This window comes from Acidovorax sp. SRB_14 (assembly GCF_012932145.1).
Classification (GTDB): Bacteria; Pseudomonadota; Gammaproteobacteria; order Burkholderiales; family Burkholderiaceae_C; genus Simplicispira.
The window spans coordinates 167,391-185,845 of record NZ_MWOK01000002.1 but is presented as its reverse complement, the minus strand read 5'-3'; the positions used below and the strand labels follow the sequence as shown (position 1 = coordinate 185,845).

Genomic DNA, 18,455 nt, shown 5'->3' with positions numbered 1-18,455 from the left:
ACCGGCTTCATTCATGAAAAAACACATCCATCGCTTTGGCGTGCGCACCGCGTCAGCCGTTGCCGCCATGATTTTTGCCGCCCAGGCGGCATGGGCCCTGGAGCCGTTCAAGGTCCAGGACATCCGGGTCGAGGGCCTGCAGCGCGTCGAGCCGGGAACCGTCTTTGCCTCCATGCCGGTGCGCGTGGGCGATGAATACAACGACGAAAAAGGCGCTGCAGCGATCCGTGCGCTGTTTGCGCTGGGGCTGTTCAAGGACGTGCGGCTGGAAGCCAGTGGCAACGTGCTCGTGGTGGTGGTCGAAGAGCGCCCCACCATCGCCGATGTGGACTTTGCGGGTGCGCGCGAATTCGACAAGGAAGCGCTCAAGAAGAGCATGCGCGACGTCGGTCTGGCCGAGGGGCGCCCGTTCGACAAGGCGCTGGCCGACCGGGCCGAGCAGGAACTCAAGCGCCAGTACCTGAACAAGAGTTTTTATGCAGTCGACGTGGTGACGACCGTGACACCGATCGAGCGCAACCGCGTCAACCTCACCTTCACCGTGGTCGAGGGCGAGCCGGCGCGCATCAAGGACATCCGCATCGTCGGCAACCAGGCGTTCAGCGAATCCACGCTCAAGGGCCTGTTCGAGCAGGACACCGGCGGCTGGCTGAGCTGGTACACCAAGTCCGACCGCTACGCACGCACCAAACTCAATGCCGACCTGGAAACCCTGCGCTCCTACTACCTGCAGCGCGGCTATCTGGAGTTCCGCATCGATTCCACCCAGGTGGCCATTTCGCCCGACAAGCAGGATATCTCGGTCACCGTGAATGTCACCGAAGGCCAGCGCTATGTGGTCTCGGGCGTCAAGCTCGAAGGCAACTACCTCGACCGCGAAGACGAGTTCAAGTCGCTGGTCACCATCCGGCCGGGCGAGCCGTACAACGCCGACGAAGTGGCGGCCACCACCAAAGCTTTCACCGACTATTTCGCCAATTTCGGCTTTGCGTTCGCGCGGGTCGAAGCCGTGCCCGAGGTCGACCGCGCCAACAACCGCGTCGCCTTCGTGCTGCAGGCCGAGCCAGCGCGCCGTGCTTACGTCAGGCGCATCAATGTGGCTGGCAACAACCGCACGCGCGACGAAGTGGTGCGGCGCGAATTCCGCCAGTTCGAGGCGTCGTGGTACGACGGCGACAAGATCAAGCTCTCGCGCGACCGCGTGGACCGCCTGGGCTATTTCACCGAGGTCAATGTGGAGACGCAGGAAGTGCCCGGCGCCCCCGACCAGGTGGACTTGCTGATCACCGTGGCCGAAAAGCCCACGGGTTCCCTGCAACTGGGCGCAGGTTTCTCCAGCGCCGAAAAGATTGCCCTGTCTTTTGCGATCAAGCAGGAAAACGCCTTCGGCTCCGGCAACTTCCTGGGTGTGGAAGTCAACACCAGCAAGTACCGGCGCACCCTGGTGCTCAGCACCACCAACCCGTATTTCACGCCGGATGGCGTCTCGCGCACGCTGGACCTGTATTACCGCACCGACAAGCCGTACCAGGACCAAGGCGGAAATTACGAATTGGTCACCACGGGCGCCAGCATGCGTTTCGGCGTCCCATTCAGCGAAACCGATACCGTGTTCTTCGGTGGTGGCCTGGAGCAGACCCAAATCAAGCCAGGTACCAACATCCCAGCCGCTTACCTGGACTATGCAGACCGCTTTGGCTTCACCAGCGCGTCTGTGCCGCTCACCATTGGCTGGACGCGCGACGACCGCGACAGTGCTCTGGCACCCAATTCAGGCCGCTACCAGCGCCTCAATTCCGAATGGTCGGTGGCTGGCGACGCTCGCTATGTGCGCGCCAACTACCAGTACCAGCAATATGTCCCCCTGAACAAGAAGTTCACCCTGGCCTTCAATGGTGAGCTGGGTCTGGGCAAGGGCATGAATGGCCGTCCTTTCCCGGTGTTCAAGAACTTCTATTCGGGCGGCCTGGGTTCGGTGCGGGGTTTTGACCAGGGCACCCTGGGGCCGCGCGACGTGACAGGCTCGTCGCTGGGTGGGCCGAAAAAAGTCACGCTCAATGCGGAACTGATTGCGCCTTTCCCCGGCGCGGGCAATGATCGCACGCTGCGCGTGTTCACCTTCGTCGACGTGGGCAACGTGTACGGCGACCATGAGAAAGTAAATTTCAGTGAAATGCGTGCGTCCGCGGGAATCGGCTTGAGCTGGATATCCCCGCTGGGCCCGTTGCGCATTGCCTTTGCCCAGCCGGTGCGCAAGTTCGCCGGCGATAGAATCCAGAAACTGCAATTCCAGATTGGAACGTCCTTCTAATGAAATCTCTTTCTCGCCATTTTTCCCTGGCCCTGCTTTTGGGTTCCCTGGTGGCCGCTGCGCCGGCACATGCGCAGGAGTTCAAGGCTGGCTTTGTCAACACCGACCGCATCTTCCGGGAAGCCAACAGCGCCAAGGCCGCGCAGGCCAAGCTGGAGCAGGAATTCTCCCGCCGCGAAAAGGAACTGATCGACCAAGGCAACACGCTGAAGGCTGCGACCGAGAAGTTCGAGCGTGATGCCCCGACCATGGCCGAGAGCCAGCGCACCGCGCGCCAGCGCCAGCTGGTGGACCAGGACCGCGACTTCCAGCGCAAGCGCCGCGAGTTCCAGGAAGACCTGAACGCGCGCAAGAACGAAGAGCTCAGCCAGGTGCTGGAGCGCGCCAACAAGGTGGTCAAGCAGGTGGCCGAAGCTGAAAAGTACGACGTGATCCTGCAAGAGGCCGTGTACATCAACCCCAAGCACGACATCACCGAGAAGGTGCTCAAGGCACTCAATGCGGCGTCCGGCAAGTAAGCACGGGCTGCGTGCGGTGGGGGCCCAGTGAGCCTGCGTCTTGCGCAGTTCGTCGAGGCACTGGGCGGAACCCTCGAAGCCGACCCCGACCTACCCATCGATCGGCTTGCGCCGCTCGATGTGGCGGGGCTCCGGGACCTGAGCTTCCTGAGCAACCCGCGCTACCAGCAGCAACTGGCCGCCTCCAAGGCGGCCTGTGTCATTGTGGCGCCCGCGCTGCGAGATGCCGCGCTGGCGCGGGGCGCGTGCATTGTTGCGGACGATCCCTATGTGTATTTCGCCCGTGCCACGCAGCTCTGGAAGAAACACCACGCGCCGCCCCCGGTGGCGGGAGTGCATGCCAGCGCGGTGGTCGATAGCGCGGCCCTCGTGCATCCCAGTGCATCGATAGGCCCTTTGTGCGTCGTGGAGCGTGGCGCCCACGTGGGCGCGGGCACCGTGCTCAAGTCGCGCGTCACCGTGGGCGAGGACTGCCACATCGGCGCGCGCTGCATCGTGCATGCGGGCGTGGTCATTGGTGCTGATGGCTTTGGCTTTGCCAGCGAAGGCGGCGCCTGGGTGAAGATCGAGCAGCTGGGCGCCGTGCGCATTGGCGACGATGTCGAGATCGGCGCGAACACCTGCATCGACCGCGGCGCACTGCTGGACACCGTGATCGAGGATGGTGTCAAGCTCGACAACCTCGTGCAGATTGGCCACAACGTGCGCGTGGGCCGCCACACGGCCATGGCCGGCTGCGTGGGTGTGGCCGGAAGCGCCACCATCGGCGCGCATTGCACGGTCGGCGGCGGCGCCATCGTGCTCGGGCATCTGACGCTGGCGGACAACGTGCACATCTCTGCGGCCACAGTGGTCACCCGCTCGCTCACCCGGCCTGGGCAGTACACCGGCATGTTCCCCATCGACGACAATGCGCGCTGGGAAAAGAACGCTGCGACACTCAAACAACTGCACAGCTTGCGCGAGCGCATCAAGGCGCTGGAGCAGGCCCTCAAGGCAGCATGAACGGAAGAACAACTCGATGATGGATATCCACGCAATTCTCAAGCAACTGCCCCACCGTTACCCGTTTCTGTTGGTGGACAAGGTGATCGAGCTTGAGAGCAACACCCGCATCAAGGCCATCAAGAACGTCACGTTCAATGAGCCGTATTTCATGGGGCATTTCCCCGGTCGCCCTGTGATGCCTGGTGTATTGATCCTCGAAGCGTTGGCACAGGCGGCGGGCCTGTTGGCTTTTGATGCCATGGGCAAGGTGCCAGATGAAAACAACATCTACTATTTCGTCGGTATCGACGGCGCGCGTTTCAAGCGCCCGGTAGAGCCGGGCGACCAGCTGATCCTGTCCATCACCATCGACCGCGTGCGTGGTGGCATCTGGAAGTTCAAGGGTGTGGCCAGCGTGGGTGACGAAGTGGCTTGCGAAGCCGAACTCATGTGCACCATGCGCTCCGTGGCCTGATGCTTCTGAGGTGAATTTTCCGTGAGCAGCATCCATCCCACCGCTGTGGTTGACGCGCAGGCGCGCATCGACAGCTCGGTCCACATTGGCCCGTACTGCGTGATCGGTCCCCAGGTCACCATCGGTGCGGGTACCACCGTGGGCGCACATTGCGTGATCGAGGGACACACCACCATCGGCCGCGACAACCGCATTTTCCAGTTCGCCTCGCTCGGCGCCGCGCCGCAGGACAAGAAGTACGCAGGCGAACCCACGCGCCTGGTGATTGGCGACCGCAATACCATCCGCGAGTTCTGCACCTTCAATACCGGCACCGCGCAGGACCGGGGCGTGACCACCATCGGCAACGACAACTGGATCATGGCCTACGTGCACATCGCGCACGACTGCGTGGTGGGCGACCAGACCATCCTGGCCAACAACGCGACGCTGGCCGGCCACGTGCACGTGGGCGACCGCGCCATCATTGGCGGCCTGACCGGGGTGCACCAGTTCACCCAGGTCGGCGCGCACGTGATGGCCGGTTTTGCCAGCCACATTTCGCAGGACGTGCCGCCCTTCATGATGGTCGACGGCAACCCGCTGGCCGTGCGCGGGCTCAACCTCGAAGGCCTGCGCCGGCGTGGTTTCTCGCCCGCCCGCATCGCCGCCATCAAGCAGATGCACCGCTTGCTGTACCGCCAGGGCCTGACCTTCGAGGCCGCGCGCAGCGCCATTGCCGAACTGCCCGGCATGCACCCGGAGGCAGAGGGCGACATCGCGCTCCTGCTGGCCTTTCTTGACACCTCCGCGCGCGGCATCGCGCGTTGACCCCATGACCCATCCAGTACCTCGCGTCGCGATGGTGGCGGGCGAGACGTCTGGCGACCTGCTCGCCGGCCTGCTGCTCGATGGCCTGCGCAGCCTGTGGCCCGACCTGCCCAGCCAGGGCATCGGCGGACCGCAGATGGCGCAGCGCGGCTTTGATGCCTGGTGGCCGAGCGAGAAGCTGGCCGTGCACGGCTACAGCTTCGAGGTGCTGCGCCGCCTGGCCGAAATCATCGGCATTCGCAAGCAGCTGCGCGCGCGCCTGCTGCAGCACAAGCCCGACGTGTTCATCGGTGTCGACGCGCCCGACTTCAACCTGGGCCTGGAGGCCGACCTGCGCGCCGCCGGCGTCAAGACCGTGCATTTCGTCTGTCCGTCGATCTGGGCCTGGCGGGCCGAGCGGGTCGAGAAAATCCGCCGCAGCACCGACCATGTGCTGTGCATCTTCCCGTTCGAGCCCGAACTGCTGGCGCGCCACGGCATTGCCGCCACCTACGTGGGGCACCCGCTGGCCGCCGTCATCCCGATGGAGCCCGACCGCGCGGCCGCGCGCGCGCGGCTCGGACTGGGCCTGGACGACGCGGTCCTGGCCATCCTGCCGGGCAGCCGGCGGGCCGAGGTGCAGTACATCACTCCGGCGTTCTTTCAGGCTGCAGCGCTTATCAGGCAAACGCATCCAGCTATCAAAATGGTAGTGCCGGCGGTGCCCGCGCTGCGCGATCGGATCGCGCGCATGGCGCAGGAGTGCGGCCTCGGCGACGCTGTGCACATCGTCACCGGCCAGTCGCACACGGTGCTGGCCGCCTGCGATGTGACCTTGATCGCCAGCGGCACGGCCACGCTGGAGGCTGCGCTGTTCAAGCGCCCCATGGTCATCGGCTACCGCATGCACCCCCTGAGCTGGCGCCTGATGCGGCGCAAGCAGTTGCAGCCATGGGTGGGCCTGCCCAATATTCTGTGTGGCGACTTCGTCGTGCCCGAGCTGATCCAGGACGCCGCCACGCCGCAGGCTCTGGCCGCGGCCGTGCTGCAGTGGTTCGACGACCGCCATGACAACCCCCAACGCATGGCTGCGCTGGCGCAGCGCTTCACCGCGCTGCACCACAGCCTGCAGCGCAACACTCCCCAATTGGCCGCCGATGCGATCCGCAAAATCCTCCACCCCTGAGCAGCACTGCCTGCAGTGGCACCCACCCGGCCTGATGGCCGGGGTGGACGAGGCCGGCCGCGGCCCGCTGGCCGGGCCGGTGGTGGCGGCGGCCGTCATCCTCGACGACCTGCGCCCCATCGCGGGCCTGGCCGATTCCAAGAAGCTCACCGCCGCGCGGCGCGAAGCGCTGTTCGACGAGATCCGCGCCAAGGCGCTGTGCTGCAGCATTGCCGAGGCCAGCGTCGAAGAAATCGACCGCCTGAACATCCTGCAGGCCACCCTGCTGGCCATGCGCCGCGCCGTGCTCGGCCTGCGCCTCAAGCCCGTGATGGTGCTGGTCGACGGCAACCGCCTGCCGGTGCTCGACGTGCCCGCCGAGGCCATCGTCAAGGGCGACGCCCTGGTCCAAGCCATTTCGGCCGCGTCCATCCTGGCCAAGGTGCACCGCGACCGCTGGTGTGCGCAGGTGCATGGCCAGTACCCCGAGTACGGCTTCGCCGGCCACAAGGGCTATGGCACGGCGGCCCACCTGGCGGCGCTGCGCGCGCACGGCGCCAGCCCGCTGCACCGCAGCTCGTTCGCGCCCGTGGCGCAGCTTTTGCACCGGAGCCCTGCATGACGTCCGCCCAGGTCACCCACATCCAGTCGCGCGACAACGCCTTCGTCAAGGACCTGCGGCGCCTGGCGCAGGACAGCACGGCCTACCGCAAGCAGGGCCGCGTCTGGCTGGAGGGGGACCACCTGTGCCGCGCGGCGCTGGCCCGCGGCCTGGCGCCCGCCGTCGCCGTGTTTTCGGAGTCTTTTTGGCCTTTGGCGCCCGCCCAGTATGCGCAAACAGCTATCAAAATAATAGTCCTCGCGGATGCGCTGTTTGCCGACATCAGCGGCTTGGAGTCGCCCGCGCAGATGGGCTACCTGATGGACGTTCCCGCCGCGCCCGCGCTGGCGCCCTCGACCGCCACCGTGGTGCTGGACCGCGTGCAGGACGCCGGTAACGTCGGCTCCATCCTGCGCAGCGCCGCCGCTTTCGGCTTTGGCCAGGTGCTGGCGCTCAAGGGCACGGCAGCGCTGTGGGCGCCCAAGGTGCTGCGCGCCGGCATGGGCGCGCATTTCGGTCTGCGCCTGGTCGAGGCACTGGAGCCCGATGCGCTCGAGGCCCTGCAGATGCCGCTCATCGTGACCAGCTCGCACGAAGGCGCGCTGATACAGCAGCAGCACCTGCCCTGGCCCTGCGCCTGGGCCCTGGGCCATGAAGGGCAGGGCGTGGGCGAGGCCGTCGCGGCGCGCGCGGCGCTGTCGGTGCGCATCGGCCAGCCGGGCGGCGAGGAGTCGCTCAACGTGGCCGCCGCGGCCGCGATCTGCCTGCACGCCAGCGCGGTCGGCGCCTTCGCGGCGTCCGCGCAAACCCGGTAAGAGGCCGGGTTTTCCTGCGTTCGGCCGGCATTGGCGGCATTGCGCTGGCTATAATGGGCGGCTTTTCCGCACCCACATACGCCTAGCGCAGCTTCTTAGCCGACCCCCACAAAAGCTTTTGCAAGAGACTTGTCTCTTGCGCCGCTGGGCGTAACCGTAACCAAACCGGAGTACCCAGTGCTTTTGTCTCTACAGGGAACCTTCCCGCCCGCCATCCTGGCGCTCGCAGACGGCACGGTCTTTATCGGCAATTCGATTGGTGCCACTGGCACCACCGTCGGCGAGGTGGTGTTCAACACCTCCATGACCGGCTACCAGGAAGTCCTCACCGACCCCAGCTACTGCCAGCAGATCGTGACGCTCACGTATCCGCACATCGGCAACTATGGGGTCAATGCCGAGGACGTCGAATCCCATAAAGTCCAAGCCGCAGGCCTCGTCATCAAAGACCTGCCCTTGCTGGCCAGCAACTTTCGTTCCACCGAAACCCTGTCCGCCTACCTGGTGCGCGAGGGGACCGTGGCCATCGCCAACATCGACACCCGCCAGCTCACCCGTCTGCTGCGCAGCCAAGGCGCGCAAAACGGCGCCATCGTTGGCCTGGCCGTGGGCGAAGCCGTGACGCAGGCACACATCGACCAGGCGATTGCCGCTGCGCAGGCCGCGCCCAGCATGGCCGGCCTGGACCTGGCCAAGGTGGTGACGACCGGCACCTCCTACGATTGGACAGAAACCGAATGGACGCTGGGCCAGGGCTACGGCACGCAGACCGCACCCCGGTTCCATGTCGTTGCCTATGACTTCGGTGTCAAGCGCAACATCCTGCGCATGCTGGCCGAGCGCGGCTGCAAGGTGACGGTGGTGCCGGCGCAAACGCCGGCGGCCGATGTGCTGGCGCTGCAGCCCGACGGCGTGTTCCTGTCCAACGGCCCGGGCGACCCGGCACCCTGCACCTACGCCATCGAGGCAGTGCGCACCATCGTGGACAGCGGCGTTCCCACGTTCGGTATCTGCCTGGGACACCAGATCATGGCCCTGGCCGCCGGCGCCAGGACGTTCAAGATGGTCCACAGCCACCACGGCGCCAACCACCCGGTGAAAGAGCTGGCCACCGGCCGCGTCAGCATCACCAGCCAGAACCACGGGTTTGCGGTCGAGCTGGACGCGCTGCCCTCCCACTTGCGGGCCACGCACCTGAGCCTTTTCGATGGCACCTTGCAAGGCCTGGAGCACACCGACCGCCCAGCATTCAGCTTCCAGGGCCATCCCGAGGCCTCGCCTGGCTCGTCGGACATCGACACCCTGTTTGACCGCTTCACGGACCTGATGGAGACACACAAGAATGCCTAAGCGCACAGACATCAAAAGCGTCCTGATCATCGGCGCCGGTCCCATCATCATCGGCCAGGCCTGCGAGTTCGACTACTCGGGCGTGCAGGCCTGCAAGGCGCTGCGCGAGGAGGGCTACAAGGTCATCCTGATCAACAGCAACCCCGCGACGATCATGACGGACCCGGCCACCGCCGACGTTACCTACATCGAGCCCATCACCTGGCAAACGGTCGAGAAGATCATCGCCAAGGAGCGCCCCGATGCCATCCTGCCGACCATGGGTGGCCAGACGGCGCTGAACTGCGCCCTGGACCTCTGGCACAACGGCGTGCTCGACAAGTACAAGGTCGAGCTGATCGGGGCCAAGCCCGAAGCCATCGACAAGGCCGAGGACCGCCTGAAGTTCAAGGATGCCATGACCAAGATCGGTCTGGGTTCGGCGCGCTCGGGCATTGCCCACAGCATGGACGAAGCCTGGGCGGTGCAAAAGGAAATGGGTTTTCCCACCGTGATCCGACCCAGCTTCACGCTGGGCGGCACCGGCGGCGGCATCGCCTACAACCCCGAGGAGTTCGAGACCATCTGCAAGCGCGGCCTCGAAGCTTCGCCCACCAACGAGTTGCTGATCGAAGAGTCGCTGCTCGGCTGGAAAGAGTTCGAGATGGAAGTGGTGCGCGATACCGCGGACAACTGCATCATCGTCTGTTCGATCGAGAACCTCGACCCGATGGGCGTGCACACCGGCGACTCGATCACCGTGGCCCCCGCACAGACGCTGACCGACAAGGAATACCAGATCCTGCGCAACGCCAGCCTGGCCGTGTTGCGCGAGATCGGCGTGGACACGGGGGGCTCGAACGTGCAGTTCGCCATCAACCCCAACGACGGCCGCATGGTCGTGATCGAGATGAACCCGCGCGTCTCGCGCTCCTCGGCGCTGGCCTCCAAGGCCACGGGCTTTCCGATCGCCAAGGTGGCGGCCAAGCTGGCCGTCGGCTACACGCTCGATGAGCTCAAGAACGACATCACGGGCGGTGCCACGCCGGCCTCGTTCGAGCCCAGCATCGACTACGTGGTCACCAAGATCCCGCGCTTCGCGTTCGAAAAATTTCCCACGGCCGACAGCCGCCTGACCACCCAGATGAAGAGCGTGGGCGAGGTGATGGCCATGGGCCGCACCTTCCAGGAATCCTTCCAGAAAGCCCTGCGCGGCCTGGAAGTGGGCGTGGACGGCATGAACGAGAAGACGCAGGACCGCGAAGTGCTTGAAAAGGAACTGGGCGAGCCCGGCCCCGAGCGCATCTGGTACGTGGGCGACGCCTTCGCCATGGGCCTGTCGGTCGATGAGGTGTTTGAACTCACCAAGATCGACCGCTGGTTCCTGGTGCAGATCGAGCAGATCGTGAAGATCGAGCTCGACATCGACCGCTTGGTGGCCGAAAAAGGCGAGGGCGCCCTGGCCGCGCTCGACGCCGCCACGCTGCGCACGCTCAAGCAAAAGGGCTTCTCCGACCGCCGCCTGGCCAAGCTGCTCAAGATCACCGAAAAGGCCGTGCGCGAAGCCCGCCATGCGCTGAACGTGCGCCCCGTGTACAAGCGCGTGGACACCTGCGCCGCCGAATTCGCCACCGACACCGCCTACCTGTATTCGACCTACGAAGGCAACGGCGACGGCGAGTGCGAGGCCGAGCCGACCACCAACAACAAGATCATGGTGCTCGGCGGGGGCCCGAACCGCATCGGCCAGGGCATCGAGTTCGATTACTGCTGCGTGCACGCGGCGCTCGCCATGCGTGAGGACGGTTATGAAACCATCATGGTCAACTGCAACCCCGAAACCGTCTCGACCGACTACGACACGTCCGACCGCCTGTACTTCGAGCCCGTCACGCTCGAAGACGTGCTCGAGATCGTCGACAAGGAAAAGCCCGTCGGCGTGATCGTGCAGTACGGTGGCCAGACGCCTTTGAAGCTCGCGCTCGACCTGGAGGCCGCGGGCGTCCCCATCATCGGCACCAGCCCCGACATGATCGACGCGGCCGAAGACCGCGAGCGCTTCCAGTCCCTGCTGCACAAGCTCAACCTGCGCCAGCCGCCCAACGCCACCGCGCGCACCGAGCCCGAGGCGCTGGAGAAGGCCGCTGCGCTGGGCTACCCGCTGGTGGTGCGCCCGAGCTACGTGCTGGGTGGCCGCGCCATGGAAATCGTGCACGAGCAGCGCGACCTCGAGCGCTACATGCGCGAGGCTGTCAAGGTGAGCCACGACTCGCCCGTGCTGCTCGACCGCTTCCTCTCCAATGCCATCGAATGCGACGTGGACTGCGTGCGCGATTCTGCGGGCGTCACCTTCATCGGCGGCGTGATGGAGCACATCGAGCAGGCCGGCGTGCACAGCGGCGACTCGGCCTGCTCGCTGCCACCGTACTACCTGTCGGCCGCGACCGTGGCCGAGATCAAGCGCCAGACCGCGGCCATGGCCGAAGGCCTGAATGTGGTGGGCCTGATGAACGTGCAGTTCGCGATCCAGGAAGTGGAAGAGAACGGCGCCAAGAAGGACGTGATCTATGTGCTCGAAGTGAACCCGCGCGCCTCGCGCACGGTCCCCTTCGTCAGCAAGGCCACCGGGATCCAGCTGGCCAAGGTGGCCGCGCGCTGCATGGTGGGCCAGACGCTGGCGTCGCAGGGCATCACCCACGAGGTGACGCCGCCGTACTTCAGCGTGAAGGAGGCCGTGTTCCCCTTCGTCAAGTTCCCCGGCGTGGACACCATCCTCGGCCCCGAGATGAAGTCCACCGGCGAGGTGATGGGCGTGGGCAAGACCTTTGGCGAGGCTTTTGTGAAGAGCCAGCTGGGTGCCGGCACCAAGCTGCCGACCTCGGGCCGCGTGTTCATGACGGTGAAGAATGCCGACAAGCCGCGTGCCGTCGACATCGCGCGCCAGCTTGTGGCCCTGGGCTTCGAACTGGTGGCGACCAAGGGCACGGCGGCGGCCATCGAGGCCGCGGGCGTGCCGGTCAAGGTGGTCAACAAGGTGACCGAAGGCCGTCCGCACATCGTGGACATGATCAAGAACGACGAGATCGTCATGGTCATCAACACGGTGGAGGAGCGCCGCAACGCCATCTCCGACTCGCGGGCGATCCGCACCTCGTCGCTGCTGGCGCGCGTGACCACCTTCACGACCATCTTCGGCGCCGAAGCGGCCGTCGAAGGCATGCAGCACCTGGAGCAACTGGACGTGATCTCGGTGCAGGAAATGCACGCCCAACTGCTGGCGTGAGCATTTCCAAAAGCGGCATAATGGCCGCCTGAACCAACACCGCCGCGCGGCAACGTGCGGCGGTTTGCTTTTGGGGCGTCGCAATGGCATGTATGCCCGACGCGGATTTCGCCGCGCCCTGTGCGGCGCATCAAGTATGTGGAGACTCAAGACATGGCCACCATTCCGATTACCAAGCGCGGTGCTGAAAAGCTCAAGACCGAGTTGCACCGCCTCAAGACCGTGGACCGACCCGCGGTGATTGCCGCCATCGCCGAGGCGCGCGCCCAGGGCGACCTGAGCGAGAACGCCGAGTACGAGGCCGCCAAGGACCGCCAGGGCTTCATCGAAGGCCGCATCCAGGAGGTCGAGGGCAAGCTCTCCGTGGCCCAGGTCATCGACCCGGCCACGCTGGACGCCGGCGGGCGCGTGGTGTTTGGCGCCACCGTCGAGCTGGAAGACGAGGACACGGGCGACGCCGTGAAGTACCAGATCGTCGGCGAAGACGAGGCCGACCTGAAGCTGGGCCTGATCAACATCTCCAGCCCGATCGCGCGCGCGCTGATCGGCAAGGAGTCCGGCGACACCGCCGAAGTGCAGGCGCCGGGCGGCATCCGCCGCTACGAGATCGTCGGCGTCAGCTACGCCTGAGGCGCGGCAAGGCGAATCCCGGTCATGCGTGCCCGATTGCCAGCGCTCATTGCCGCCCTGTGGTGGGGCAGCCTCAGCACCGTGGGATTCCTGGTCGTGCCGCTGCTGTTCGCCCACCTGCCCACGCCCGCCTTGGCGGGCGGAATGGCCGCGCGCCTGTTTGCCGCGCAGACCTGGGTGTCGGTGGTGTGCTGCATGCTTTTACTGCTTGTTTCAAGGCCAAAAGGCTCTGTAACCCAATACCCATGGGCGAAAGCAGCTATTGTTTTTATAGTCGGTGGCTTGTTGCTGGCGCTGCTGTCGCAGTTCGGCGTGGCGCCGCGCATCGTGGCGCGCCAGGACCTGCGGCTGTGGCACAGCGTGGGCAGCGTGCTGTACCTGGCGCAATGGGCCTGCGCGTTCACGGTGCTGTGGCACACGCTGCGCAGCCCTGCAAAACAGGCGGCCTGATCCCGGCACGCCGCCCGTCTATTCGTGCCAGTGCTCGGCCACCCAGGTGGCGGGCTGGATGAAGCGAAAACGCCGGTTGCGCCGGCCCGCGAGCGCGTCGGGCGGGTTGCATTCCCCATGAAAAATGACGATGCGCGCGCCCGGGGGCACGAACGGGGCTTTCCAGTAATTGGTCGGCCAGGCCGGAATGCCGTCGTACTTGAAGCTGGGGCACCAGTCCTTGGGCCAGTAGGCCAGCTTGCCCTGTTTGTGCAGGAAATCCGACAGGTAGGCCTGCTCGTTGCGGTACTGCCGACGGATCTCGGCAAAGTGGCCGCGGAAATACGCCAGCACGTCCGGATGCGCGCCCAGCTCGAAGCGGTAGACCGACGAGTTGCCGGTGATGCGCCAGGGCCGCTTGTAGTCGTGGATGATGAGAAATTCACCGGGCTGCGTGAAAAAGTCGTCCAGGCTGCCGGTGACGACCACATCCACGTCCAGGAACAGCGCGGTGCCGCGCAGACCGTGCAGGTCGGCTTGGAAGGTCGCCAGCTTGTTCCAGCCGCGCTCGGGAATGCCCGCAGGCAGGTCCAGTGGGGGAATCGGCAGGCACTGCACTTCGCTGCGGATGCCGGCGCTGTCGTCGGTCAGGCAGACGAAGTGGAAGTCGCCGCTCAGGTGGCGGCGCACCATCGCATATAGGCGGTTGACGTACTCGGGGCCGTACTTGCGGCCCCATTTCATGCAGATCACATGGCGCTGGGCGGCCGTGGCGGCAGGGGCGGTCGCGCTCATGTCGTCAGTCGGCCTGGCGCTTCTTGATGGATTTCTTCTTCGGCTTGGCGCGCTTGATCTGGCCACCCGAGGTCAGGCGCTGGTTGCCGAGCACGCGCAGGGTCTTGATCTCGGGGCGCTGGCCGCCGCGCTTGCTGTATTTCATGACCTTCACGTCGCGCGGGCCGGGCATGCGGTCCTCGTCGGCGGCGGCGCGCTCTTTTTCGGGCTGCGGGCGCCACAGCACGAGCAGCTTGCCGATGTGCTGGATGGGAGCGGCGTTCAGGTCGGCGGCCAGTTCCTGGTACATCAGCTCGCGCGCGGCGCGGTCATCGTTGAAGACGCGCACCTTGATGAGGCCGTGGGCGTTCAGCGCGGCATCGATTTCCTTGCGCACGCCAGGGGTGAGGCCATCGCCGCCGATCAGGACCACGGGGGCCAGGTGGTGGGCTTGGGCGCGTTGTTCCCGGCGCTCGGCCGGAGTGAGTTCAATTTGGGGCATGGGCCGTATTATCGAGGCAGGATGAAAGAAGCATGAAAGTCAAAACCCAAAGCAAGAAGGTGAACAAGGCGTGGCTCAACGACCATGTCAACGACACCTACGTCAAACTGGCCCACAAGGAGGGCTTTCGCGCGCGCGCCGCCTACAAGCTCAAGGAAATCGACGAACAGTTCGGACTGATCCGTCCCGGCCACACCGTGGTCGACCTGGGCAGCACGCCGGGTGCCTGGAGCCAGTATGTGCGCCGCCGCCTCTCGCCGACGGGCGCGGCCGCGGGGGGGCTCAACGGCAGCATCATTTCCCTGGACATCCTGCCCATGGAACCCATCGAGGGTGTGCTGTTCCTGCAGGGCGATTTCCGCGAGCCCGAGGTGCTGCAGCAGCTCGAGCAGGCGCTGCAGGGCCGCCAGGTGGACGTGGTGGTCTCGGACATGGCGCCCAACCTCTCGGGTATCGGATCGACCGACGCCGCACGCATTGCGCACCTGGTCGAGCTGGCGGTGGACTTCGCCTGCCAGCACCTGAAGCCCGAGGGTGCGCTGGTGGTCAAGCTGTTCCATGGCGGCGCCTATGCGCCGCTGGTGCAACTGTTCAAGGACACCTTTCGCGTGGTCAAGCCGGTCAAGCCCAAGGCATCGCGTGACAAATCCTCGGAAACCTTTCTGGTGGGCATCGGTCTCAAAAGCACGGCCTGAAGCTTGCCGCAGGTCAACAACACCGTCGCTGGCCCCTAAAGTCCGCATTCCGCCCATGGCCGCGAGGGGGCATTGCCCAAGGGCCTCGGGTTGAAACGCCTAAAATCGGGTCCACATAGGTCATGCCTGTTTCCCGCCACTCTCTCTGGAGTCCCGCTTGAACAATCAGTGGTTTTCAAAAATTGCCGTGTGGCTTGTCATCGCCATGGTGCTCTTCACCGTGTTCAAACAATTTGACACGCGCGCCGGTGCTGCCGCAGGCCATGTCGGCTATTCGGAATTCCTGGAAGAAGTGCGCGGCAACCGCATCAAGAGCGCCACCATCCAGGAAGGCCAGGGCGGCACCGAGATCGTGGCCGTCACCAACGATGACCGCCGCATCCGCACCACCGCCACCTACCTTGACCGTGGCCTAGTCGGCGACCTCATCAACAACAACGTCAAGTTCGACGTCAAGCCGCGCGAAGAGGGCTCGCTCCTCATGACGCTGCTGGTCAGCTGGGGGCCGATGCTGCTGCTGATCGGGGTGTGGGTGTATTTCATGCGCCAGATGCAGGGCGGGGGCAAGGGCGGCGCCTTCAGCTTTGGCAAGAGCAAGGCGCGCATGATGGACGAGAACAACAACACCGTGACCTTTGCCGATGTCGCCGGCTGCGACGAGGCCAAGGAAGAAGTCAAGGAAGTCGTGGACTTCCTGAAGGACCCGAACAAGTTCCAGAAGCTCGGCGGCCGCATTCCGCGTGGTCTGCTGCTGGTCGGCCCTCCGGGCACCGGCAAGACGCTGCTGGCCAAGTCGATCGCCGGCGAGGCCAAGGTGCCTTTCTTCTCGATCTCGGGTTCGGATTTTGTCGAAATGTTCGTCGGCGTGGGCGCGGCCCGCGTGCGCGACATGTTCGAGAACGCCAAGAAGAATGCCCCCTGCATCATCTTCATCGACGAAATCGACGCCGTCGGTCGCCAGCGCGGCGCCGGCCTGGGCGGTGGCAACGACGAGCGCGAGCAGACCCTCAACCAGATGCTGGTCGAGATGGACGGCTTCGAAACCAACCTCGGCGTGATCGTGGTGGCTGCCACCAACCGCCCTGACATTCTGGATGCGGCCTTGCTGCGCCCCGGCCGTTTTGACCGCCAGGTCTACGTCACGCTGCCCGACATCCGCGGCCGCGAGCAGATCCTGAATGTGCACATGCGCAAGATCCCGGTGAGCCAGGACGTCAACCCCGGCATCATCGCGCGCGGCACGCCCGGCATGTCGGGCGCCGATCTGGCCAACTTGTGCAACGAAGCGGCCCTGATGGCTGCGCGCCGCAACGCGCGCACCGTGGAAATGCAGGACTTTGAAAAGGCCAAGGACAAAATCCTCATGGGCCCGGAACGCAAGAGCATGGTCATGCCCGAGGAAGAGCGCCGCAACACGGCCTACCACGAGTCGGGCCACGCGCTGATCGGCAAGCTTTTGCCGAAGTGCGACCCGGTGCACAAGGTCACCATCATTCCGCGCGGCCGTGCTCTGGGCGTGACCATGAGCCTGCCCTCGCAGGACCGCTACAGCTACGACAAGGAATTCATGCTGAACCAGATCAGCATGCTGTTTGGCGGCCGCATTGCCGAGGAAGTGTTCATGCACCAGATGACCACGGGCGCCAGCAACGACTTCGAGCGCGCCACGTCCATCGCGCGCGACATGGTCACGCGCTACGGCATGACGGACGCGCTGGGCCCGATGGTCTATGCCGAGAACGAGGGCGAAGTTTTCCTCGGTCGCTCGGTCACCAAGACCACGACCATGAGCGAGTCGACCATGCAGAAGGTCGATCAGGAAGTGCGCAAGATCATCGACGAGCAGTACGCCCTGGCGCGCAAGCTGATTGAAGACAACAGCGACAAGATGCACGCCATGGCCAAGGCCCTGCTCGAATGGGAGACCATCGACTCCGAGCAGCTGGACGACATCATGGCCGGCAAGGAGCCGCGGCCACCCAAGGACTGGACGCCGCGCACGCCTCCGCCCTCGTCGGGTGATGGCCCGAGCGGTGGCTCGCCGGCCGTCGCCGCGGAGCCTGCGCCCACGGTCGCCTGACGCCAAGGCGCCTTTTCACCACCACAACGGGGCTTGCAGCCCCGTTTTTGTTTTCTTTTTTCTGGATCCCCATGCTCTGGCAAACCACCCGTTTCACCCTGGACCTGACACGCCCGCTCACCATGGGCATCGTCAATGTGACCCCGGACTCCTTCTCTGATGGGGGGCGCCATGGTTCGACTGCTGCGGCGCTGCGCCACTGCGAGCAGCTTCTCAAGGACGGTGCCGACATCCTCGACATCGGCGGTGAATCCACCCGCCCCGGCAGCCCGGCCGTGGGCCTGGACGAGGAACTGGCGCGTGTGCTGCCGCTGGTGCGCGGCGCGGTCGGCCTGGGTGCGCCGATCTCCATCGACACCTACAAGCCCGAGGTCATGCAGGCGGCGCTCGACCTGGGTGCCGACATCGTCAACGACATCTGGGCGCTGCGCCAGCCCGGTGCGGCGCAGGTGGTGGCACGGCACCCGCGCTGCGGTGTCTGCCTGATGCACATGCACGGCGACCCCCAGACCATGCAGCTTGCGCCCATGGTGGGCGATGTGCTGCCGCAAGTGCTCCTGTTTTTAGAGCAATCAGCGCATGCCCTGCAAGCGCTAGGGGTCGAAAAGACCCGCATTGTGCTCGACCCCGGCATTGGGTTCGGCAAAACCGTGGAACAGAACTTCGCGCTGCTGGCACGCCAGCGGGAGCTGCTGGCGCTGGGCTATCCGGTGCTGGCAGGCTGGTCGCGCAAATCATCGCTGGGCGCTGTCACGGGGCTGGACGTGGACCAGCGGCTGCAGCCCAGCGTGGCCGCTGCGCTGCTCGCCGTGGAGCGCGGTGCGCGCATCGTGCGCGTGCATGACGTGCGCGAAACGGTGCAGGCCCTGGCGGTCTGGCGCGCTATGGAATCGGGCACGGCAGCGGCTGCAAGCCCTGTGCCGCAGCGCCCATAGAACGACTGTCCGACCCAGGACCCTCCAAGCAGGGTGCGCCGTGACGAGCACCGCGTCTTTTCCCTGGCGGCGTCTGGTACCGCGTCGGGCGTGACAACGTGCCCGTGCCCGTGCCTGTGGTCTGGTGGCGCTGTTGC

General features: G+C 65.4%; 17 protein-coding genes. 15 read left to right on the top strand and 2 right to left on the bottom strand.

The window, feature by feature from the left end:
• The first annotated feature begins 13 nt into the window (after window positions 1-13).
• The 12 genes from bamA to B2J86_RS02735 all read left to right on the top strand — a co-directional run bounded on the left by bamA (window position 14) and on the right by B2J86_RS02735 (window position 13,353).
• Window positions 14-2,311, top strand: coding sequence for an outer membrane protein assembly factor BamA (gene bamA / locus B2J86_RS02790; RefSeq protein WP_173024672.1), 2,298 nt, complete (start codon window positions 14-16; stop codon window positions 2,309-2,311).
• Window positions 2,311-2,829, top strand: coding sequence for an OmpH family outer membrane protein (locus B2J86_RS02785; protein ID WP_169167221.1), 519 nt, complete (start codon window positions 2,311-2,313; stop codon window positions 2,827-2,829). The genes bamA and B2J86_RS02785 overlap by 1 nt, the downstream gene beginning before the upstream one ends.
• Window positions 2,830-2,856: 27 nt before the next feature.
• The gene (gene lpxD / locus B2J86_RS02780; protein WP_173024671.1) at window positions 2,857-3,834 is read left to right on the top strand and encodes a UDP-3-O-(3-hydroxymyristoyl)glucosamine N-acyltransferase; all 978 of its coding nucleotides are present in this window, start codon (window positions 2,857-2,859) and stop codon (window positions 3,832-3,834) included.
• Between the two features lie 16 nt (window positions 3,835-3,850).
• Window positions 3,851-4,291: a 3-hydroxyacyl-ACP dehydratase FabZ gene (gene fabZ / locus B2J86_RS02775; RefSeq protein WP_169167219.1), complete on the top strand. Its 441-nt coding sequence runs from the start codon at window positions 3,851-3,853 to the stop codon at window positions 4,289-4,291.
• 21 nt (window positions 4,292-4,312) lie between these two features.
• Window positions 4,313-5,101 carry an acyl-ACP--UDP-N-acetylglucosamine O-acyltransferase gene (gene lpxA / locus B2J86_RS02770; protein ID WP_173024670.1) on the top strand — a complete coding sequence of 263 codons (789 nt, stop codon included), beginning with the start codon at window positions 4,313-4,315 and terminating at the stop codon, window positions 5,099-5,101.
• A gap of 4 nt (window positions 5,102-5,105) precedes the next feature.
• Window positions 5,106-6,266 (top strand): lipid-A-disaccharide synthase, encoded by a 1,161-nt coding sequence (gene lpxB, locus B2J86_RS02765; protein WP_173024669.1) that lies wholly within the window; start codon window positions 5,106-5,108, stop codon window positions 6,264-6,266.
• Window positions 6,238-6,867 (top strand): ribonuclease HII, encoded by a 630-nt coding sequence (gene rnhB / locus B2J86_RS02760; protein WP_173024668.1) that lies wholly within the window; start codon window positions 6,238-6,240, stop codon window positions 6,865-6,867. Before lpxB ends, rnhB begins: the two co-directional genes overlap by 29 nt.
• Entirely contained in the window at window positions 6,864-7,661 is a 798-nt protein-coding gene (locus B2J86_RS02755; RefSeq protein WP_169167215.1) for an RNA methyltransferase, read from the top strand. The genes rnhB and B2J86_RS02755 overlap by 4 nt, the downstream gene beginning before the upstream one ends.
• A gap of 177 nt (window positions 7,662-7,838) precedes the next feature.
• Window positions 7,839-9,011: a glutamine-hydrolyzing carbamoyl-phosphate synthase small subunit gene (gene carA / locus B2J86_RS02750; RefSeq protein WP_173024667.1), complete on the top strand. Its 1,173-nt coding sequence runs from the start codon at window positions 7,839-7,841 to the stop codon at window positions 9,009-9,011.
• Window positions 9,004-12,273 (top strand): carbamoyl-phosphate synthase large subunit, encoded by a 3,270-nt coding sequence (gene carB / locus B2J86_RS02745; protein ID WP_169633152.1) that lies wholly within the window; start codon window positions 9,004-9,006, stop codon window positions 12,271-12,273. The genes carA and carB overlap by 8 nt, the downstream gene beginning before the upstream one ends.
• A 153-nt stretch (window positions 12,274-12,426) precedes the next feature.
• A complete protein-coding gene (gene greA, locus B2J86_RS02740) occupies window positions 12,427-12,903 on the top strand; it encodes a transcription elongation factor GreA (RefSeq protein WP_169167212.1) in 477 nt (158 codons plus the stop codon).
• A gap of 24 nt (window positions 12,904-12,927) precedes the next feature.
• A complete protein-coding gene (locus tag B2J86_RS02735; RefSeq protein ID WP_169167211.1) occupies window positions 12,928-13,353 on the top strand; it encodes a DUF4149 domain-containing protein in 426 nt (141 codons plus the stop codon).
• 18 nt (window positions 13,354-13,371) lie between these two features.
• Here B2J86_RS02735 and B2J86_RS02730 read toward each other — a convergent pair whose 3' ends face one another.
• Complete coding sequence (locus B2J86_RS02730) at window positions 13,372-14,127, bottom strand: glycosyltransferase (protein ID WP_169167210.1); 756 nt, start codon at window positions 14,125-14,127, stop codon at window positions 13,372-13,374.
• Window positions 14,128-14,131: 4 nt separating this feature from the next.
• Window positions 14,132-14,608, bottom strand: a complete 477-nt coding sequence (locus tag B2J86_RS02725; RefSeq protein ID WP_169167209.1) for a YhbY family RNA-binding protein — start codon at window positions 14,606-14,608, stop codon at window positions 14,132-14,134.
• A 32-nt stretch (window positions 14,609-14,640) separates the two neighbouring features.
• Here B2J86_RS02725 and B2J86_RS02720 point away from each other — a divergent pair, with 32 nt between their 5' ends.
• From B2J86_RS02720 to folP, 3 genes are all read left to right on the top strand, one after another.
• Window positions 14,641-15,303, top strand: coding sequence for an RlmE family RNA methyltransferase (locus B2J86_RS02720; RefSeq protein ID WP_169167208.1), 663 nt, complete (start codon window positions 14,641-14,643; stop codon window positions 15,301-15,303).
• A 157-nt stretch (window positions 15,304-15,460) separates the two neighbouring features.
• Window positions 15,461-17,383: an ATP-dependent zinc metalloprotease FtsH gene (ftsH, locus tag B2J86_RS02715; RefSeq protein WP_169167207.1), complete on the top strand. Its 1,923-nt coding sequence runs from the start codon at window positions 15,461-15,463 to the stop codon at window positions 17,381-17,383.
• Window positions 17,384-17,454: 71 nt separating this feature from the next.
• Window positions 17,455-18,318 carry a dihydropteroate synthase gene (gene folP / locus B2J86_RS02710; RefSeq protein WP_173024666.1) on the top strand — a complete coding sequence of 288 codons (864 nt, stop codon included), beginning with the start codon at window positions 17,455-17,457 and terminating at the stop codon, window positions 18,316-18,318.
• The last annotated feature ends 137 nt before the right edge of the window (window positions 18,319-18,455 follow it).

What these genes read in the sequence shown, in the direction of transcription:
- carB (WP_169633152.1), top strand. Translation starts at nt 9,004, where the DNA reads ATGCCTAAGCGCACAGACATCAAAAGCGTCCTGATCATCGGCGCCGGT.
- folP (WP_173024666.1), top strand. Translation starts at nt 17,455, where the DNA reads ATGCTCTGGCAAACCACCCGTTTCACCCTGGACCTGACACGCCCGCTC.
- greA (WP_169167212.1), top strand. Translation starts at nt 12,427, where the DNA reads ATGGCCACCATTCCGATTACCAAGCGCGGTGCTGAAAAGCTCAAGACC.
- rnhB (WP_173024668.1), top strand. Translation starts at nt 6,238, where the DNA reads ATGCGATCCGCAAAATCCTCCACCCCTGAGCAGCACTGCCTGCAGTGG.
- B2J86_RS02785 (WP_169167221.1), top strand. Translation starts at nt 2,311, where the DNA reads ATGAAATCTCTTTCTCGCCATTTTTCCCTGGCCCTGCTTTTGGGTTCC.
- B2J86_RS02720 (WP_169167208.1), top strand. Translation starts at nt 14,641, where the DNA reads ATGAAAGTCAAAACCCAAAGCAAGAAGGTGAACAAGGCGTGGCTCAAC.
- lpxB (WP_173024669.1), top strand. Translation starts at nt 5,106, where the DNA reads ATGACCCATCCAGTACCTCGCGTCGCGATGGTGGCGGGCGAGACGTCT.
- B2J86_RS02735 (WP_169167211.1), top strand. Translation starts at nt 12,928, where the DNA reads ATGCGTGCCCGATTGCCAGCGCTCATTGCCGCCCTGTGGTGGGGCAGC.
- fabZ (WP_169167219.1), top strand. Translation starts at nt 3,851, where the DNA reads ATGATGGATATCCACGCAATTCTCAAGCAACTGCCCCACCGTTACCCG.
- B2J86_RS02730 (WP_169167210.1), bottom strand. Translation starts at nt 14,127, where the DNA reads ATGAGCGCGACCGCCCCTGCCGCCACGGCCGCCCAGCGCCATGTGATC.
- bamA (WP_173024672.1), top strand. Translation starts at nt 14, where the DNA reads ATGAAAAAACACATCCATCGCTTTGGCGTGCGCACCGCGTCAGCCGTT.
- B2J86_RS02725 (WP_169167209.1), bottom strand. Translation starts at nt 14,608, where the DNA reads ATGCCCCAAATTGAACTCACTCCGGCCGAGCGCCGGGAACAACGCGCC.
- B2J86_RS02755 (WP_169167215.1), top strand. Translation starts at nt 6,864, where the DNA reads ATGACGTCCGCCCAGGTCACCCACATCCAGTCGCGCGACAACGCCTTC.